18 protein-coding genes are annotated in these 18,144 nt (G+C 39.0%); 8 read left to right on the plus strand and 10 right to left on the minus strand.

All coding sequences use genetic code 11. The features are described 5' to 3' along the window. Window positions 1-9 precede the first annotated feature (9 nt). On the plus strand, window positions 10-1,359 hold the full coding sequence (locus BFS30_RS26170) for an OmpA family protein (protein WP_069382006.1): 1,350 nt from the start codon (window positions 10-12) through the stop codon (window positions 1,357-1,359). A gap of 67 nt (window positions 1,360-1,426) precedes the next feature. On the opposite strand, the gene BFS30_RS26175 is transcribed toward BFS30_RS26170, so the two are convergent. The 9 genes from BFS30_RS26175 to BFS30_RS26215 all read right to left on the minus strand — a co-directional run bounded on the left by BFS30_RS26175 (window position 1,427) and on the right by BFS30_RS26215 (window position 8,430). Further along, window positions 1,427-1,789, minus strand: a complete 363-nt coding sequence (locus tag BFS30_RS26175; protein ID WP_069382007.1) for a hypothetical protein — start codon at window positions 1,787-1,789, stop codon at window positions 1,427-1,429. A gap of 85 nt (window positions 1,790-1,874) precedes the next feature. Continuing rightward, complete coding sequence (locus tag BFS30_RS26180; RefSeq protein WP_069382008.1) at window positions 1,875-2,879, minus strand: TerC/Alx family metal homeostasis membrane protein; 1,005 nt, start codon at window positions 2,877-2,879, stop codon at window positions 1,875-1,877. A 47-nt stretch (window positions 2,880-2,926) separates the two neighbouring features. Continuing rightward, window positions 2,927-3,889: a hypothetical protein gene (locus tag BFS30_RS26185; RefSeq protein ID WP_069382009.1), complete on the minus strand. Its 963-nt coding sequence runs from the start codon at window positions 3,887-3,889 to the stop codon at window positions 2,927-2,929. Between the two features lie 9 nt (window positions 3,890-3,898). Continuing rightward, window positions 3,899-4,996 (minus strand): toxic anion resistance protein, encoded by a 1,098-nt coding sequence (locus tag BFS30_RS26190; protein WP_069382010.1) that lies wholly within the window; start codon window positions 4,994-4,996, stop codon window positions 3,899-3,901. Window positions 4,997-5,028: 32 nt separating this feature from the next. Beyond that, a complete protein-coding gene (locus BFS30_RS26195) occupies window positions 5,029-5,643 on the minus strand; it encodes a TerD family protein (RefSeq protein WP_069382011.1) in 615 nt (204 codons plus the stop codon). A gap of 6 nt (window positions 5,644-5,649) precedes the next feature. Then, window positions 5,650-6,204 carry a TerD family protein gene (locus BFS30_RS26200; RefSeq protein ID WP_069382012.1) on the minus strand — a complete coding sequence of 185 codons (555 nt, stop codon included), beginning with the start codon at window positions 6,202-6,204 and terminating at the stop codon, window positions 5,650-5,652. 1 nt (window position 6,205) lies between these two features. Then, window positions 6,206-7,042 (minus strand): phosphoribosyltransferase family protein, encoded by an 837-nt coding sequence (locus BFS30_RS26205; RefSeq protein WP_069382013.1) that lies wholly within the window; start codon window positions 7,040-7,042, stop codon window positions 6,206-6,208. Further along, window positions 7,039-7,734 carry an HAD family hydrolase gene (locus BFS30_RS26210; protein ID WP_069382014.1) on the minus strand — a complete coding sequence of 232 codons (696 nt, stop codon included), beginning with the start codon at window positions 7,732-7,734 and terminating at the stop codon, window positions 7,039-7,041. Before BFS30_RS26210 ends, BFS30_RS26205 begins: the two co-directional genes overlap by 4 nt. 129 nt (window positions 7,735-7,863) lie before the next feature. Then, window positions 7,864-8,430: a helix-turn-helix domain-containing protein gene (locus BFS30_RS26215; protein WP_069382015.1), complete on the minus strand. Its 567-nt coding sequence runs from the start codon at window positions 8,428-8,430 to the stop codon at window positions 7,864-7,866. Window positions 8,431-8,617: 187 nt separating this feature from the next. On the opposite strand from BFS30_RS26215, the gene BFS30_RS26220 reads away from it, so the two are divergent. Continuing rightward, entirely contained in the window at window positions 8,618-9,847 is a 1,230-nt protein-coding gene (locus BFS30_RS26220) for a multidrug effflux MFS transporter (protein WP_069382016.1), read from the plus strand. On the opposite strand, the gene BFS30_RS26225 is transcribed toward BFS30_RS26220, so the two are convergent. Next, the gene (locus BFS30_RS26225; RefSeq protein WP_069382017.1) at window positions 9,825-11,252 is read right to left on the minus strand and encodes an adenosine deaminase; all 1,428 of its coding nucleotides are present in this window, start codon (window positions 11,250-11,252) and stop codon (window positions 9,825-9,827) included. The genes BFS30_RS26220 and BFS30_RS26225 overlap by 23 nt on opposite strands. Before the next feature lie 110 nt (window positions 11,253-11,362). On the opposite strand from BFS30_RS26225, the gene BFS30_RS26230 reads away from it, so the two are divergent. The 6 genes from BFS30_RS26230 (at window position 11,363) to BFS30_RS26255 (ending at window position 18,144) form a co-directional block, all read left to right on the plus strand. Continuing rightward, on the plus strand, window positions 11,363-12,547 hold the full coding sequence (locus tag BFS30_RS26230; RefSeq protein WP_157263063.1) for a hypothetical protein: 1,185 nt from the start codon (window positions 11,363-11,365) through the stop codon (window positions 12,545-12,547). Window positions 12,548-12,559: 12 nt separating this feature from the next. Beyond that, window positions 12,560-13,210: a head GIN domain-containing protein gene (locus BFS30_RS26235; RefSeq protein WP_069382018.1), complete on the plus strand. Its 651-nt coding sequence runs from the start codon at window positions 12,560-12,562 to the stop codon at window positions 13,208-13,210. 10 nt (window positions 13,211-13,220) lie between these two features. After that, window positions 13,221-14,720 (plus strand): DUF4833 domain-containing protein, encoded by a 1,500-nt coding sequence (locus BFS30_RS28000; RefSeq protein WP_069382019.1) that lies wholly within the window; start codon window positions 13,221-13,223, stop codon window positions 14,718-14,720. Between the two features lie 68 nt (window positions 14,721-14,788). After that, a complete protein-coding gene (locus BFS30_RS26245) occupies window positions 14,789-15,376 on the plus strand; it encodes an RNA polymerase sigma-70 factor (RefSeq protein WP_069382020.1) in 588 nt (195 codons plus the stop codon). A gap of 12 nt (window positions 15,377-15,388) precedes the next feature. Continuing rightward, entirely contained in the window at window positions 15,389-16,354 is a 966-nt protein-coding gene (locus BFS30_RS26250; protein WP_069382021.1) for a FecR family protein, read from the plus strand. Beyond that, window positions 16,354-18,144 carry an STN and carboxypeptidase regulatory-like domain-containing protein gene (locus BFS30_RS26255; protein WP_069382022.1) on the plus strand — a complete coding sequence of 597 codons (1,791 nt, stop codon included), beginning with the start codon at window positions 16,354-16,356 and terminating at the stop codon, window positions 18,142-18,144. The genes BFS30_RS26250 and BFS30_RS26255 overlap by 1 nt, the downstream gene beginning before the upstream one ends.

The following is an 18,144-nucleotide window of genomic DNA, read 5'->3' on the forward strand; positions in this document are numbered from 1 at the left end:
GAAAAGAAAATGAAATCTAACATTACAAAAGCCGCAATGGTAGTTGCCCTATTGGGAGTATCATCGCAATTATTCGCTCAAGATACGGCGCCTGAAACTACAGGACGCTTTGGGAAAAAAGAATTCCGTACCTGGTCAATTGGTGGACATGCTGGTGTATTAAGCACCAATACCATCTTCAATGGCAATAGCCGTGATTTTAAAACTGCAAATGAATCTTTAGGATATGGCGGTTATATCAAAAAACAAATTCTACCTGCTCTAGGTTTACAAGCAGATTTCTTAGCTGGTAAAGTAAAAGGTTCAAGAGGACTTGCTGGAATTAATCCATTAACCAATGAAGCTATTTACAGCAATGATAAAAGCTTTGAAACAAGACTTGAATGGTCAGCAGCCTTAACTGCAGTTTATAACCTGGCTAATATCAGCATCAACAGAGAAAATGCAGTATTGATTCCTTACGTAAAAGCTGGTGCTGGTTATATGTCATCAGGTGCTGATGTAACTACTGCCGGTGTTGTTGACAAACAATCTTACAGAGAAGGATATTTCATCCCGGTAGGTGCTGGTTTTAAATTGGGTATTGCAAAAGGTATCAATTTAGACTTCGGTTACGATGTTAACTTTGTTAAAACCGGTAAATTTGACGGTATGAACACTGCAAGATTCGATAAATTCTCTTATGGACATGCAGGTTTAGAATTTGCTTTGGGTAGCAAATCAAAACCACAGTTACAAAACTACAGCTCATTGGCTAACTTACGTAACGAAAGTGCAGAAGAAAGTGCTGATTTAAGAAGAGCCTTATCTACAGCAGAGCAAAATGCTAAAAGAGATAAAGAAGCAATGGAAGCTAAATATGCACAGGAAATGGGTGATGACGATGGTGATGGTGTAGCTAACAAATTTGATAAATGTCCAGGTACTCCTTCAGGAACCGTAGTTGATGGTGCCGGATGTACATTAAAAGCTGCTCCAGCTGTAATCAGAGAAAAAATTATCGTAACAGAAGCTGACAAAAAAGTAGTTAACGAAGCGATCAGAGATTTAGAGTTTGACTTAGGAAAAGCAACTATCCGTTCGAAATCTTATCCTACATTAAACCGTGTTGCTGCTCTTCTGGTAGAGAAAAATTTCAGCTTAAAATTAGCTGGTCACACAGATAACACAGGTTCAATGGCTTTAAACTTACGTTTGTCGAAAGACAGAGCTGAAGCAATCAAAGCTTATTTAGTATCACAAGGTGCAAATGCTTCCCGTATCGAAGCTACAGGTTACGGACCTAACCAACCAATAGCAACTAATAAAACTGCTGCTGGTCGTCAGAAAAACCGTAGAGTTGAATTTAGTTTGTTCTAGTTTAATCAATTAATAAGGAAAGGCCGGCAAGAAATTGCTGGCTTTTTTTTGTCTTGTCCTCCTTCAACTATAAAGAATCAGGTTCGCGCTCCGGCAGGTCAATTCCTTTGACATCCATTGCATTTCCTCCCTTAAGCAGAGAAATGCTCAGTAGCATCGTTTCGGAATCTACCTGATCAATAGCATTACAGACGCTGTACTCTTCCACTACATAATTTGCTTTAAGGCGAAATTCATTTGTCGCAAGCACCTGTAAACTCCTCTCTTCGAAGACCACCTTTCTCACCTTCTCCCTGGAATGGTAGCCCTGAAGCATCAGCTCAACCTGCGCTGCAGCTACATTTAAAATGTTTAATATTGCTGAATGAGCATCATTTTGCCATAGGGATTTATTTTCAGCAGTAACAGGAAGAGTAACAGAATATTGCATAGGATATCTTGTTTAGGACTCAAGATACAAAAAAGACCTGGACAAGTATTGTCCAGGTCTTTTAAGGTGATAAAGCCGCTAAGAATTACTTTGGTTCTTCTATAGCCGCTTTCTCTTTAGGAACGAATATCAGCGAAGCAATTACCGATAAAATCAATACCCCTCCTACTATTGATAAAGAAAGTGGAGAAGAGATATGATAAATCGGTGCAATCACCATTTTTACCCCTATAAATGCCAGGATAATTGCCAAGCCATATTTCAATAAGCTGAACATATGAATGAAATTAGCCAGAAGAAAATATAAAGCCCTTAAGCCCAATATGGCAAAAATATTAGAAGTATATAAAATCAACGGATCATCCGGAGCAATCGCAAAAATCGCAGGGATGGAATCTACCGCAAAAAGTAAATCAGTAAATTCAATCACAGCCACGACAACCAATAAGGGAGTAGCCAACTTTACACCGTTCTCCACGGTAAAGAACTTAGCACCATCAAACTCTTTACTTACTTTAAAGAATTTATAAACCAGACGTGCACCTGCACTCTTGCTAAAATCCTTCTCCTCGTCACCGTCGTCGTCTGCAACCCATGATTTGATCCCTGCATAAATCAGGAACAGACCAAAAATCAACAACACGATGTTAATTTTAACCAGGTGGCCCAATATGGTCATTTCCGGAAGGTAAGTCAGGTTAATCAATCCTACACCGGCAAAAATGAAAATTGCACGGAACAACAAAGCACCAATAATACCCCAGAAAAGCACTTTATGGTGCAACTCTTTGGGAACTTTAAAAAATCCAAAAACCAGAATAAACACAAAGAGGTTATCTACAGATAAGGCTTTTTCAATCCAATAAGCGGATTGAAACTGTGTGAACTTCTCAAATCCGGAGGTGATGTAAATAACCCCACTGAAAATCATGGATAAACTGATCCATACGATAGACCAAATAGCTGCTTCTTTACTTGATACTGCGTGAACCTTCTTATTAAAAACGCCCAGATCCAGTAGCAGCATCACAAGGACCAGCACTGCGAACCCGATGATCACACCGGGATGATTGATTAAATTATTATCCATTTTTTACTTTATAGTTTTTATTAATTGTGATAATTGCCTTAAAAATGCTAAAAAAGATCGGTTTTAAGCATCGCTTTTAAAATATTTGCCTGCACATCAAAGTTATTCAGATGATCAAGGAAATTGATATCTGATATCTTCAGGTAGTTTTCTTCTAAAAGAGCGATAATTTCTTTTGGAATATAGGATTTAAGTGCCGCAGCACTACTCTCCAGCTTGTCATTTTTATAAGAAAGCTCCTGAATAATCTTCTCTTTTTCAGACAGGTTTGTAGACCAGTCTACTTCTTTAAGTATATCCAGATCGCAGAACAGAAACAAGTTTCTACTTGGAAAAAACAGAAAATGACGATCTAAATCTATAAACTTATAAACCTCAATAATCAACTGTCCCGACTTTAACCCATAAAAAAATTCCGTTTTAAAATCCTGTTTACACAACATACCCATCAGTTTTTTCTGAATACTGGCACTTACATCCACATACATTTCCTTAGGATCATAGTCGATCAGCTGACTCAGCTGATCCGGACTAATATTATAAAAGAAATCTTTAGCATACCTGGAGCTGAAAGAGTTGATGTTTTTTGAAAATGGGAATTCCGTACTGAGTTCTGACAATACCTGGAACAATTTTCTTAAGGATAAGTTGATCTTTAAGGCCTGCTTCTGTTTATCCAGATTAAAGTTCTTGTCCGTATATACAGAACTGTTCATCCGCTCCATCAATTCTTCATTTAGATGAATTTCATCGTATAGCAGACTCACATTCTTTTCATTATTTTTCTTAATCTTTCGGAGAAGTTCGATAACACTTGAGGTAAACTGAACGTGAAAAAGTTCCAGTTTATCAATATCCAGATCCTCATTCTGCTCAAACAACTGGTGAATAACCTGACTGCGCAGATATATTTTATATACGGACTCCTCCTCAAAAAACACAGAGAGCAGCTGTAAACGGCTGATCTCTGTACGGGATTCCTTTAAAATATAAACACGGCGTTCATCCATTGATTAATTTTAATTAACGCGGGTAACGTTTTTCTTCAGTTCTGCTTCCAGGGTTTTTAATTCCCCATCCAGCACCCTTCTGCTTTGGTTACCTTCTTCATGAATTTTCTTCACCTCATTTAAGGTTTCGATCAACGAATTGGTCGTCATCTTCAAGGTTTCAAGAGACACCACAGTTTTCTCATTTTCTTTCGCCACATCGATGCTGTTTTGTTTCAGCATTTCTGCATTTTTCTGTAAAATGGTATTTGTGGTATCGGATATTTTTTTCTGCATCTCCACATTGGCCTTTTGCCGTTGCAGCGCCACCGCAATCGTCAACTGATTTTTCCATACCGGAATTGTGGTCGATACAATTGATTGTGCTTTTTCTGCGATGGAAGTATTGTTGTTCTGTACCACCCTGATCTGTGCCAGCGACTGCAACATGATAAAGCGTACAATTTTCATGTCCGCCAGTCTCTTATCCAATCTACTCAGGAAGTCCCTTAAATCAGCAATTTCATAATCCTGATAATCCGCAGGTCTTCCCTCCATCTCCGCCAGCTTAACACTCAGTTCATTGTATTTAAGCTGTCCTGAGATGATCAGTTCTTCCATCTGATGGATGTACCCTACATTGCTGTCGAACATCGTCTGAAGCGAGCTATTATCTTTAATAGAGTTTAAACGTCCAGCTTTGATTTTATTAGTGATTTTATCAATATTATTCACCACCACATCATATTTCTGGAAGAGTTTTTTAACATCTACCACCAGATTTTTCAGGAAGGGGATCTTTGAAATAAAAGACTTAAAGCCACCTTGTTCCAACTCAGAGACATCAATATAATTCAGCTCAGTCAGCAATTCGTTGATTAATCCACCAACTTCACCGCTATTATAGGTACGTACAGAAGACAAAAACTCATTACTGTACTTCTCCATAGAATTCTGTGCCTCTACCCCATAATTCAGGATAGAGTTCACGTCTGAAGGTTCCAATGATTTATTGAGCTCATTGTATTTTCTGGTTTCCTCAGGAGTAATGGTAGTCAGATCAACATTTCCGTCCTTATCCAGTTTTACAGGAGTAAGGTTTTGGGTATTACTTGGGTTTGTTTCCATAATTTAATAAAATGATCATCAACCTTTAGAGCTTATAAATAGCTTTGTGTTACGGTATTTACCGTTTCTTCTAATTTTTTGTCTTTTGTAGGTTCTCCGATTGCGTTGAATTTCCATTCTCCGTTTTTCTTATAGAACACCCCCATAACCATGGAAACATGGCCGGCAAATCCTGAACCGTTTGCAATGTCATAAGTGGCAAACACTTCGTTTACTCTTTTTGGTGTTCCTTCATAAATACGAATCGAGGCAAAAGGAATTGTTCCAAAATCATGACCTCTAAAACTGTTCAATACAAAAGCCACATAATTGACTGCCGGATTAAGTTGGGAAAAATCAAGCGTAATCACTTCATTATCTAATCCATCATCCCCTCCCATATCACCGGTTAAATCATCACCGCTATGTTTCACGGCACCATCTTTGGATTTTAAGCTACCGAAGTAAACTACGTCCACGAGTTGTTTGTTCTCATTAAATAAAGCACAGCTGGCATCTAAATCCACTGCTTCTTTACTTTTGCCGAAGCCAAACATGCCTTTTTTCTCGATGGCACCCCAGTTGATACCTACGCAAATATTTTGAAGTTTACTTCCATTACTTTTTTCAAGACTAATACGTTGTCCTTTTTGAAGATTGATTGCCATAATTTCTTATTGATATTTGTTTAAATAATCCTGTAAACCGCCTTTCATACCCATTCCTACTGCTTCGAATTTCCATTTTCCTTCACGCTTGTAAATTCTTCCAAACTCCACAGCCGTTTCAATGGAAAAGTCTTCTTCCAATTCATACTTTAAGATCACTTCATTGCTTGAAGCATCGAAAATACGGACAAAAGAATTTCTTACCTGCCCAAAATTTTGCCTTCTACTGTCTGCATCATGAATCGTTACCACTATACAGATCTCAGCTACTTTTGAATCAATAGTGGTCAGATCAATTTTAATTTGCTCATCATCACCATCTCCGGCTCCTGTCAGGTTATCTCCTGTATGTTCTACGGCCCCATCAGGTGATTTCAGGTTATTGTAAAATACCAGGTGTTGATCCGACACTAACTTTTTCTGATCGTCTAATATAAAAATGGAAGCATCTAAATCAAATGCGGTACCTGTAGTAGAGCTGTTGGTATCCCAGCCTAGCCCAATGGTAAATTTAGGGGCATCAATGTTCTCTCTTTGCCCTTTTTGCAAGTTAATCGCCATATTAAATCAATTTATAATTGTTACTATATATATAGTTCTTTAAATAATTCAGGTTTTCCGAATAGGATTCTATCGTATGGTAGCTGTTGCCTAATGACAAATCATAAAGATTATTGATAAAATCTCCACTTTGACGCTCCAAAAAGATAGAAAAACTATTAAAATCGCAATTTAGGATATATTTAACAATCCGCGTATTTATACAGAAATTTCCTCCTTTAATGATTTCCTCCAGATGGAAAATTGACTTCACCTGGTGGTAGTTTAAATGATTTTCTACGTTGGGATGAATGTCTTTATTCATTAGCTCTGCATAATAGAGCATGTGAATGTCATTTTTCAATCCATATTCTTTGACCATTTTCAAGATCATCCGTTCATGACTGCCGGTAATTTTTATGTCGTCCAGAAAAAGCAGTGTTTTACCTTCCAAAAAATCCTTATCGATATGAAAAGAGTCGTTTCCGATCAGGTTCATCCGGTCTTCCGCACTAAGTGCACCATAATCTTCCTTATAGGTAATGGTACGATGAACTTTAGCTTCCTGAACAACCAGGCCACCATGTTCCACCAACCAGCGGTTCAGCTGAGAAACGAAATAGTTTTTCATTGCAAAAGTTGCCGTTGGAATGAAGCAATAAGGACTGGAAATAACCACAATCTGCCCGGTAATGAAATTTTCCGTCAGATAATATCGGATAAATCCATCTGCAAGGTCTTTTCCAAAGGATCTGGCCACTTGTTCATCACCGAATTTAAACCGGCTATAATCGTTGGGCTCAAACCCGAAATTATCCGTGTTGTGGATTTTATGTAAAGAATAGGTGTATGGTATCATGAAAGTAGGTGTGAAATAGATAGATGATTTGAGTTGATGAGCAAGCTGTTAATGCCAATAGCTTCAGCCCCTTTGATATCCGCAATAGGATTATCACCGATATGGATAATTTCTTTTAATTCTATTTGCGGATGTTTCTTTTGATCAATGGTGTCCAGCATCAATTGAAAAAATTCTCGGTTTGGCTTGGACAAACGAAATTCATCCGAATACAACTGAAAATCTAACAGGCCATCCAATTTCAAATGTTTTAATACTTTTCTTAATGTTTTTCCCTTTATAAATCCGGTATTGCTTAAAATACTAATTGTACTTAAATCAGATTCCCTTAACTGACCTAACACGTCAATACATTCAGAACAATATAACAGGGGCATATGTTTTAATAATAATTCCTCCATCTCCAGATATAATCCTTCCACATCTATATCCTGAAAGGCGGTAGAGTAATCATTAATAATGCTAATCACCATCAGGTACATCTCATCAGCATCGATATTCTTTCCAGTTTTTTCATTGATGGCATTCACCATCAGGTCGACCTGCCGGAAGATCAGTGCCACTTCTTCTATCGTTTTTTTTGTGGTATTAAAATGAGTTTGAAAGTATTTTGTCCTTTCCATCTTAAAGGCTGGATCTGATTTGATTAAGGTTAACCAAAGATCAAAGGAATAGTGTTTATAAAAAGGCATCTTAAAGTGATATTTTCCAGTCTGATTTAATTAGGACCATAATGTTACAAATTTTGGATTGTAGTTCGAAATTAAATTTACCAAGCTGAGAATAAACACAGTTTTGCACCGCTCCCTCATCAGCAATTTTTATTTCACTTTATCCAGTGGGTTTCTGCGGGTTGAGCTGGAAGTTTTATACTTGCTCGGTGTCAGTCCGGTTAAAGATTTAAATTGAGCAGACAAATGTGCACTACTGCTGTACCCCATTTTATAAGCAATCTCGTTCAGATTCAATTCGCCGTATTCAAGAAGCTCCTTTACCTTTTCTATTTTCTGTTGAATGATATATTTTTCAATCGTAATGCCTTCCACATCCGAAAATAAACGACTTAAATAGGCATAATCCTTATCAAGACGATCCGCGATTAAGTACATCAGACTTTGGTTAATCTCATTAAGATCTGAATAATGAACCAGTTCAATCACTTTGTTCTTAATCTGTTCTACCAACTGATCCTTTTCTTTATCGATTAATTCGAAACCAAGAATCTGAAAAGAAGAAGCGATATCCTGCAATTGATAAGCATCAGGATCAGGGGCAACCTCCACTTTTCCAAGACTGATTTCCCCTACTTCAAAATTAAGGTTTTCCAATTGCTGACGCACAATCATCACGCAACGGTCGCAAACCATATTCTTTACATATAACGTCATATCCGGATTATTTACCCCTAAAATTAAAGATTTAAACGCAAAAATAAGACCTTTTACTTTCGCAAGGTTTACATAATCCTGCGTAAAAGTTATATAATTAGGAGAATGTTGATTTCATGTTATCTTTTTACATTACAAACAGATTTTAGCGCAGCCCTAAGTACAATGAGTATATTTGCGGGATCAGATGACAAAGCAAAAATACTTCCTACTGATTCTTTTATTAGGATCCTTAACCGCCCTTGGCCCCTTTTCTATTGACATGTACCTCCCTGGATTTCCCGCAATAGCGAAAGATCTGAATACTACTGTACTCAAAGTATCTCTGTCATTATCCAGCTTCTTTATAGGCATTTCGGCCGGACAACTCTTGTATGGTCCATTATTAGATCGCTTTGGAAGAAAAAAACCTTTATACATCGGGCTCAGTGCCTATATTCTCGCTTCAGCAGGATGTGTATTTGCCACTAGCCTGGATGCGCTGATTGTACTGCGTTTTATGCAGGCCATAGGAAGCTGTGCTGCTGCAGTAGCTTCTATTGCCATGGTGAGAGACTTATTTCCGGTACATGAAAATGCAAAAGTTTTTGCCCTGCTGATGCTCGTGGTAGGTGTCTCTCCAATGGTAGCCCCTACAATCGGAGGTTACGTTACCGTAGCTCTGGGATGGCATGCCGTGTTTATTATTTTAATGGCTCTTGGTCTTTTAAACCTTATCGCCAGCTGGCTTTGGTTGCCTGATAGTTATCAACCAGACACCAGCCTTTCCCTAAAACCTGTTCCAATCATTAAAAACTTTCTTTCGGTTGTAAAGGAGCCCCAATTTTATACTTATGCATTTACAGGTGCACTGGCCTTTTCCGGACTATTCGCTTATATCTCCGGTTCTCCTCTGATCTTTATCGATATCTTCAAAGTCTCTGAAGAAGGTTACGGATGGATATTCGCTTTGTTATCTGTAGGTTTAATAGGCTCCAGCCAGGTCAACACCTTAATGCTTAGGAGATACAAAAGTGAGCAGTTGATCTTTTCGGCATTAATCTGTCAACTATTTATCGTGTCTTTATTCCTTATTGGCAGCATCAATCATTGGTTTGGGCTAATAGAAACCGTTGTATTGCTCTTTATCTTTTTATGTTGCCTTGGCTTTACCAATCCGAATACCTCCGCATTATCGCTTGCTCCTTTTTCAAGAAATGCAGGAAGTGCCTCAGCTCTAATGGGGTCGGTACAAATGGGGCTCGGTGCATTGGCTTCATTTGGGGTCAGCATGTTTGAAGTGAAATCCGCTGTACCGATGGTTTCCATTATGACTGGTACTACCATTACTGCTTTAATTATTTTAACATTGGGCAGAAGAAATATCAAAGTTCAGGCAACTGCAGAAAAACGCCCTAATTACCATGATTTAGAATAAGTTGCTCAAATCGGCTAAAGTCTTTATTCAACCGAAGCAGCAATTGTTGTTTTACTGATGGCTCCTTTATAAAAGAATAGTTGATGCTGTTATAAACCATCTTTTTAATATCCTCATAGGTAAACTGAGGATACCGGTTGGCCAGAAGTACGTACTGTTCTGTTAAATTAGTTCTGAGAACCCCTGCATCATCTGAACTGATGACAATAGGCACATTAAACTCTTTATACAAAGTAATAGGGTGACGGTCGCCTTTTACTTTTAGAATAAATTCATTACTGGACAAGTTGACCTCAATGGCGACTCCCTTCTCTCTCATATACCTCATCAAATCATAACTACCTGTTTCATAAGGCATATCAACCCCATGCCCAATACGGGAAGCTCCGGCATCCCGTACTGCGGCATTAATATGCCAAGTTAACTCTTCAGGCTTAACAAGACCTAAACTGAGCTCACCGGCATGCATAGAATACTTTACCTGAGGATACTTTTTATGGCAGTATTTGAACATCTGCATATGTAACCAGTAATCCCGCATAGCCACATCGTTATTTTCCGGTGCCAGGATATTTACACCAACAATTAATGGATTCTTACTGGCAGCATCAAAAGCAATCAACAGCCTTTTGAATACATCACTGGCTTCAAGAATTCTAACTGTATACGTTTGATACCGCATCACAAACGATTCGTCATCCATCTTTAAGGAATGATGCAGTTTATTAACCGTGTGCTCACTGAAGTTATCTGCACAGGAAATCACCCCCTTTTTTAAAAGTTCCTGATAAAGCGTATCTAATAATAACTGGCATTTCTGCTCCTCATTTTGCTTTTGGAGTACCTGAAACCGTGGGTTGAACCGAATACTCAAATCTCCGGTTTTACCACAGCTAGCTGAGGCAAGCATGGTTTCTATATAACTTACATTCTCCTTAACTGCACGCTTTTTGATTTCCAGTAATCCGGAATCAATATTATTTTCACTTGCCACATTAAAGTGATTAAAAGATTCAAAAAATTGCCTGTCGGAAGGAAAGCTGACACCATTATAATCTTTAACAGACCACTTTTGTAATAACCTGGCCTTATAATCCTCCAGCTGCCCCTCTTTTTTTATCGTACTTAGTTTTGCCCATTCCTGATCTTCAGAAAGGAGGTTATCCCTGACTTCCAATGTTGCTCTATGTACAAAGTAATCCTTCGTGATTACATAATCAACAAAGCTCTCTGCATAGACAGAACCGCTATAATGATGATGAAGGTCTCCCCCTTTAGGCATTTGAGAAAAAAAGGCAGTCAGCTTCGCGGGATTATTCCTGATTTTTTCCAGATAAGCATGAATCGTTTGAGCATTGGTATGAAAGAAAAGAAAGGTAAAAAATAGAGTCAGGTACTTTTTCATTAACATAGTTTAGAAAGGACTGCATGGCCTTTCCACAATATTAAGAAAATTTATCTTCTGCCGTAGGGGTAAACCCTTATCTCGTTGTCTCAATTTAAAATAAGACAGAGATGAACATATTCTACAACAGAAAAACACAGGACGATCGGAGATTCAAAACTTTTACCCCTATTTTGAAAGCATTCGGTTTAGCCGGACTTTTAATCTCAGGGTTAAGTGGTTTTAGTCAGCAGACTAATCCGGGCAAAATACACATTGGTTTGGTTTATCCATTGAGTACCAACGGAACCCATGCACCATTAGATACCAACAAACTTTCTTTTCACCTTATTGCAGGGGTTTCTTCTGTGGAACGAGGCTTTAGTTTTGCCGGGCTCTCCAACATCATCCGTAACGAGGCAAAAGGAACCCAGTTTGCTGCTTTTTCCAACCATATTGGTAAAAAAGCAGATGGCTTACTGATAGCCGGATTTCTAAATACCTATGGAGAAGGTCAGGGTGCACAGCTTGCAGGCTTCGGAAACTTTTCCCGTGGAAATGTAAAAGGGGCTCAATTAGCCGGATTTGGCAATATCGCCAAAGAAGTAAATGGAGCTCAGCTTGCTGGCTTCTTCAATATCTCCACCTCAGTTAAAGGGCCCCAACTTGCAGGTTTTATGAACCTTAGCAAAAAAAATGTGGCCTGTACACAGTTTGCTGGATTTATCAATAAAGCTGCAAATGTAAATGGTTCTCAGTTTGCCGGATTCATCAATATCGCTAAAAAAGTGAAAGGCATTCAGGGAGCGGGATTTATCAATATTGCCGATAGCAGTGACTATCCGATCGGAATCATTAACCTGATAAAAAAGGGAGAAAAGGCAATCAGTATTACAACAGATGAAACATCGAGTACAATGCTCTCTTTCAGATCGGGAGGCAAAGTGCTTTACGGTATCATTGGTATTGGTTACAATTTCAAAAATAAAGATGAAGTATATGCCATGGAGATTGGATTTGGTGCCCACTGGTTTCAAAGTTCTTCCTTCCGCTTAAATACGGAACTGACTGGAATGTCGGTGGAAAGCTTCAAAAGAGGAGAATATTTTAAATCATCTTTCAAAGTCTTGCCAGCTTTAAGAATTGGAAAACATATGGAACTCTTTGGCGGACCATCATTTAATTTCCTAAGCACCAACACCATTGAAGGTAAAACCTTACACAAAAAATTCATCCACAGCTGGGAAAACAAATGGGGAGATCACCTTCAGGCCCTATATATAGGTTATGGCGGAGGAATTCAATTTAACTTTTAAACAAATAAAACCATGAAAAATATCGTTGCCTGCATGATTATCGGTCTTTTCCTGACCTCATGCTCCAAAGACAGACTGACCGCCAATGGCGATATCATTACAGAAACAAGAACTCCGGGAAATTTTAGCGGTGTTAACCTCAGCGGATCCAAACATATTCACGTCGTCTATGGAGAAACCTTTAAAGTGGATTTGAAAGGTTCCAGAAATCTGATCCCCTATTTTAGAACCGAAATCATCGGGGATAACCTCCATCTCGATTATAAAAAGGTGAATGTGAAGGAAGATGACCTCGAAGTTACCGTTACCCTGCCAGCCATTAGAAATGTTTCCCTGAGCGGCAGTGGCAAAGTGCGGATCTCGGGTTCTTTTCCCCTGGTTGATAAATGGAAAGGTTCTATCAGTGGTTCCGGGGAAATTATTACTCAGTCTGTCTTCGAAGTAAAAGATCTGCTACTTAATATTTCCGGTTCTGGAAACGCAAATCTGGAAAAAATTGTGGCCAGAGAAGCTGATGTAGACATTTCAGGCAGCGGTGATGCCAGGATTAATGCCTCAGAAGAATTAAAGGCCCGAATCAGCGGATCCGGAAAGCTTTACTATACCGGGAACCCAGAGATAGATTCCAGGATCAGCGGGTCTGGAAAAATTATCAAATTTTAATATAAAAACCATGGCAACAAATACTATGATCTGGCAGGACTTCATTTCTATATTTGGAGCGCAGCGCATCAATATATCAGACAGTTATCAAATCCAGGAAAAGGCACCTAATATTGTTGCCTATGCCCTACCTGCAGTTTTTCTTCTGACCATCATTGAGTTTATGGTTTCCTATTTCGGAGAACATAAAAGCTATGAAAGAAAAGAAACCATAGGTTCATTACTCGTTGGATTAGGAAATCTGGTTGTGAATATCTTAATGAAGGCTATATTGATCTATGCCGCAATCTGGATCTATAACCTGTTGCCGTGGAGAATGGAAATGAGCTGGTGGACCTTAATCCCATGCTTTATTCTGTATGATTGCTGCAGTTACTGGTCTCACCGCATCTCCCATTTCAACCGCTTTTTTTGGGCAACTCATGTCGTTCATCATTCAGCGGCGCACTATAACCTCACAGTAGCTTTCAGACAAAGTTGGGTACAGCATTTCAAAACTGTATTCTTTATTCCTGTGGCCATGTTAGGTTTTCATCCGGTGATCTTTTTGGTGGCCAGCCAGTTAAGCACACTTTACCAGTTCTGGGTACACACCGAATCGATTGGAAAGCTACACCCATTTATAGAAAAATACTTTGGTACTCCTTCTAATCACAGAGTACATCACGGTAGTCAGGAAAAGTATCTGAACAAAAATTTTGGTGCCACTTTCATGATCTGGGATCATCTTTTCAATAGCTTTCAGTATGAAGAAGAACAACCTATATATGGCCTAACGACTCCTTTGACAAACAAAACCAATCCATTTATACTGAACTTTCATGAATATCGGGATATGGTAGAAGATATTAAAAAAAGTGATGGAGTCCGGGAATGTCTGTTTTTCATTTTCGCCAGCCCATGCAAAATTTACCGCCATAAGCTGCAAAAAGATCAGCAGACTGATCCAGAAAAAAAACATAAAAATCATACAAAAACAACCGCTTTAATCTTGATGATTATGCTATTATTAAACCAGATGCTGAGTGCTCAACCTTTACCGGTACATGCGGAACTGCCTACTCCTACCGGAAAAAATCTGTTGTTCTTTCTGCAAAGAACTCCAGATGCAAATACAGTCATATACGAACTGAACTTCAAAGGGGAAGCGCTCGATCCAGAAGCACCGGTTAAGGGATCCTGGATCAGGTATGAAGAGGATGGAAAGACCAAGGAGCTAACCCCTATTGAGAAAAAATTCGCTTATGGAGTAAAATGTAAAGACTTGGGAAATGATCAGTTTGAGATCCGCCTGATGGCTTATAAAAAAATGCCAATGTACCTGATGAAATCTCCACTGGATCATAAATATCATATCTACATCAAAGAAGAAGGAAAACATTTTCTATTAAAAAGGGTGTTTGTAAAGGTAAATGGGGGGTCCTTCTGGTTTCCAAAAGTAGCTTACATCGACCTGATTACAGCCAATTCGGAAACAGGAAGGGAAATCTTAAAAAGAATTAACATTTAAGATAAACAAATAAACCCAGGGATAGAAAAAGCGAAGGAAACTAATATATTTGAAGAAGAATTAAACAAGTGAAATTAACCGATCCAGTTTCCGACACTGTCGTACATGATTATAATGATGAGGCTTTTGAACAATTGTTCAAACTGCATTATAAGGCTTTGCACATTTATGCCAATGTGATACTCAAGGACGAGGATCTTGCAGAAGAAATCGTTCAGGGCATGTTTCTAAAATTTTGGGAGAAAAGAACATTATTAAACATACAATCTTCTATTAAAGCTTATTTCTATAAATGCGTTTATAATGATTGCTTAAATTACCTGAAACATGAAAAAATTAAAATCAAACATCAGGAATTTACTTACCACACCATGGATACACATCACGAATCCGCATCGGCTAAAGTAGAACTTACTGAATTGGAAATCCAAGTGAGGACAGCATTAAATGAGCTGCCGGAACAATGCAGGACAATATTTCAAATGAGCAGATTTGAAGAACTTAAATATCGCGAAATCGCGGAACAGCTGGGGATATCCAGCAAAACAGTAGAAAACCAAATAGGAAAAGCGCTGAGAATACTGAGGTTAAAACTCGCTGATTTTTTAACCCTAATCCTATTGGGACTGATGTACTATAAAGATTTTTTGAATTAAGCAATGACAGCAATGACTGATGAACTATTGATAAAGTTTCTATTGAAAGAAACGAGTGAGGAAGAAAATATGACCGTTCAGGAATGGCTCGCTGCTGATCCTGCAAATATTTCCCGTTTCATCCAGTTTGAGAAAATCTGGGAAGCCAGCAAAAGCCTGGCCCCTGAAAGCAAAATTGATGAAGAACAGGCATGGAATACTTTCAAAGAGAAAACTAAACAACTAAAAAAGAAAGAAGAAGCTGTTATCGTACCCTTAAAGAAAAGTTATAGCTGGTTAAAAATTGCCGCGGCATTTGTGCTCGCCATAGGCGCCTGGGCCATTTACCAATTTATGGTACCAGTAGCGTATACCGCGCTGACAGCCAGCAACAAAGTATTGACCAGCACACTACCGGATGGAACTGAGCTTACCCTGAATAAAAAATCGCAGCTCAGTTATGCCCGCAACTTCAAAAATAACCGAAGTGTGCGTCTGGATTCAGGAGATGTTTTTTTTAATGTAGCTCACGATAAATCGCATCCTTTTGTGATTGAAATAGATGAAGTGTCTGTTGAGGTTGTTGGCACTTCCTTCAATATAAAACATCTGAATAACCAGACTGAAGTAATTGTAGAAACCGGAATAGTAAAAGTCAGATTAGATGGAGAAGAACTACAGCTTGTTAAAGGAGAAAAGGTATTCATCAGCGACCTCAGTAAGAAACTGACTAAAGAGCGAAATCAGGACCAGTCTTACAACTACTACCGCAGCGGGATTTTTGAATTCAGCGGGATGCCGCTATGGAAAGTTGCTGATTTACTGAACGAGGCTTATGAGGTAAAGATCAATGTCGATCCAGCCGCCAAGGAACATAAGCTATACACGACCTTAAAATTATCCAACTCACTTGAGCACAACCTTACAGTTATCTGTGATGCCTTGGATTTAACCCATTCACGTAACCAACAGGAAATTTTGTTGTCTAAGAAAAAGTGATGAAGACCAGAATGATTATTTTTTTTCTCGTTTTATCGGGATCTGCCCTTGCCCAGACAACTACCGGCACTTATCAGCACAACCTTTCCAAAAGAGTGAGCTTTTACATCAGACAGGAAAGGGTAAGTCAGGTCCTGAGCAAAATGAGTAAAGCGGGAGATTTCTACTTTGCCTATAACGGCACTTTATTTTCCCAGGACAGTCTGGTAAACCTAAATGTAAGAAATGCACCGGTCAGAGATGTTCTGGACCAGATGTTTAACGGAAAGGTGGATTATAAGGAAAATGCAGAATACATCATTCTCCGCTATGCAGTAAACCACCTGACCATCGAACCTGAAAATATCACCACCGCTGAGAATCTGTATATGATCAGCGGTTATGTTGTGGATACCCAAACCGGAAAAAAAGTTACACAGGCCAGTGTTTATGAAAAAAGATTATTACAGTCTACACTAACAGACAACGATGGCTATTTCAGATTGCGTTTTAAGGGCGATCATAAAGAGGTCATCCTCAACGCCAGTAAAGAAACTTACCGGGATACAGCCTTGGTTTTTCTTGCCGATATCACCATCAAACCTGAATCTTATGATGATCCGGACAGAGAAAAGGGAACTATGTTTTCGAATGCAATTGAAGATCTGGGCATCGGTCGTTTCTTTATCTCCTCTGCACAAAGGATACAGAATTTAAACATTCCTAACTTCTTCGCCAATACCCCTTTTCAGGCCTCCCTTACACCTGGACTAAGTTCTCATGGAATGATGAGTTCCAGGGTCATCAATAAAGTATCTTTAAACGTGATTGGCGGATATACCGCGGGAGTAGATGGAGTGGAGTTTGCCGGTGCATTTAACCTGACCAAGGGAAACGTAAAAAAGGCACAGGTAGCTGGAATTTTCAATACGGTTGGCGGTGATGTAGACGGAACTCAGTTCGCCGGACTACATAATGATGTAAGGGGACAACTAAAAGGAGCACAGGCTGCAGGCTTGCTCAATATTGTAAAAGGAGATGTAAATGGAGTGCAATTTGCCGGAATGGCCAATATTGTGAGTGGAAATATGAAGGGATTTCAGGCAGCTGGGTTGACAAACATTGTGGGTGCTGAAACAAAGGGCGTTCAAATTGCAGGTCTTGGTAATGTAAATTCACGTAATTCAGTGGGAATAGCAATTGCAGGATTGGCTAACATTACTTCCAAAACCTCTTCCGGTTTGCAATTGGCCGGACTCTTCAACGCTACAAAGAAGAACACGGGTTTTCAAATCGCGCTGGTTAATCTTGCAGATTCTTCTTCGGGAACAAGCCTTGGTCTGCTTAATTTTATCGGAGATGGTTACCATAAAATCAGCATATCTGCGAATGAACAGATCAATACAAATATTGCCCTAAAAACTGGAAATGCAAAGCTTTACAGCATTATTTTAGCGGGATACAATTTCTCTGACACCGCAAAACTGGCTACACTGGGCATTGGTTTCGGCCACGATTTCATTTTCAACAAACGTTTATCTCTTGCACCGGAACTCTTGTTTCAATACCTGTATCCTGGCAATTGGGACTATTCAAATTCATTAACAAAATTCCAATTGAATCTTCAGATCCAGGTCTTTAAGGGCTTTACGATATTTGGAGGTCCATCCTACTCTTATTACAATAGCGATGCCCCTGCCGGGTCGAGCGCTAAGAATTACAAGCAACAGATTGTGCCACGAAAACACCATAATTTCAGCGGAAATAATAAAGGATGGCATGGCTGGAATGTCGGGATTACCATTATGTGA

It is taken from the genome of Pedobacter steynii, from assembly GCF_001721645.1.
GTDB lineage: Bacteria > Bacteroidota > Bacteroidia > Sphingobacteriales > Sphingobacteriaceae > Pedobacter > Pedobacter steynii_A.

Bases quoted from the DNA above. Each gene is read 5' to 3' on its own strand.
- BFS30_RS26170 (WP_069382006.1), top strand. From the start codon at position 10: ATGAAATCTAACATTACAAAAGCCGCAATGGTAGTTGCCCTATTGGGA.
- BFS30_RS26175 (WP_069382007.1), bottom strand. From the start codon at position 1,789: ATGCAATATTCTGTTACTCTTCCTGTTACTGCTGAAAATAAATCCCTA.
- BFS30_RS26180 (WP_069382008.1), bottom strand. From the start codon at position 2,879: ATGGATAATAATTTAATCAATCATCCCGGTGTGATCATCGGGTTCGCA.
- BFS30_RS26185 (WP_069382009.1), bottom strand. From the start codon at position 3,889: ATGGATGAACGCCGTGTTTATATTTTAAAGGAATCCCGTACAGAGATC.
- BFS30_RS26190 (WP_069382010.1), bottom strand. From the start codon at position 4,996: ATGGAAACAAACCCAAGTAATACCCAAAACCTTACTCCTGTAAAACTG.
- BFS30_RS26195 (WP_069382011.1), bottom strand. From the start codon at position 5,643: ATGGCAATCAATCTTCAAAAAGGACAACGTATTAGTCTTGAAAAAAGT.
- BFS30_RS26200 (WP_069382012.1), bottom strand. From the start codon at position 6,204: ATGGCGATTAACTTGCAAAAAGGGCAAAGAGAGAACATTGATGCCCCT.
- BFS30_RS26205 (WP_069382013.1), bottom strand. From the start codon at position 7,042: ATGATACCATACACCTATTCTTTACATAAAATCCACAACACGGATAAT.
- BFS30_RS26210 (WP_069382014.1), bottom strand. From the start codon at position 7,734: ATGCCTTTTTATAAACACTATTCCTTTGATCTTTGGTTAACCTTAATC.
- BFS30_RS26215 (WP_069382015.1), bottom strand. From the start codon at position 8,430: ATGACGTTATATGTAAAGAATATGGTTTGCGACCGTTGCGTGATGATT.
- BFS30_RS26220 (WP_069382016.1), top strand. From the start codon at position 8,618: ATGACAAAGCAAAAATACTTCCTACTGATTCTTTTATTAGGATCCTTA.
- BFS30_RS26225 (WP_069382017.1), bottom strand. From the start codon at position 11,252: ATGAAAAAGTACCTGACTCTATTTTTTACCTTTCTTTTCTTTCATACC.
- BFS30_RS26230 (WP_157263063.1), top strand. From the start codon at position 11,363: ATGAACATATTCTACAACAGAAAAACACAGGACGATCGGAGATTCAAA.
- BFS30_RS26235 (WP_069382018.1), top strand. From the start codon at position 12,560: ATGAAAAATATCGTTGCCTGCATGATTATCGGTCTTTTCCTGACCTCA.
- BFS30_RS28000 (WP_069382019.1), top strand. From the start codon at position 13,221: ATGGCAACAAATACTATGATCTGGCAGGACTTCATTTCTATATTTGGA.
- BFS30_RS26250 (WP_069382021.1), top strand. From the start codon at position 15,389: ATGACTGATGAACTATTGATAAAGTTTCTATTGAAAGAAACGAGTGAG.
- BFS30_RS26255 (WP_069382022.1), top strand. From the start codon at position 16,354: ATGAAGACCAGAATGATTATTTTTTTTCTCGTTTTATCGGGATCTGCC.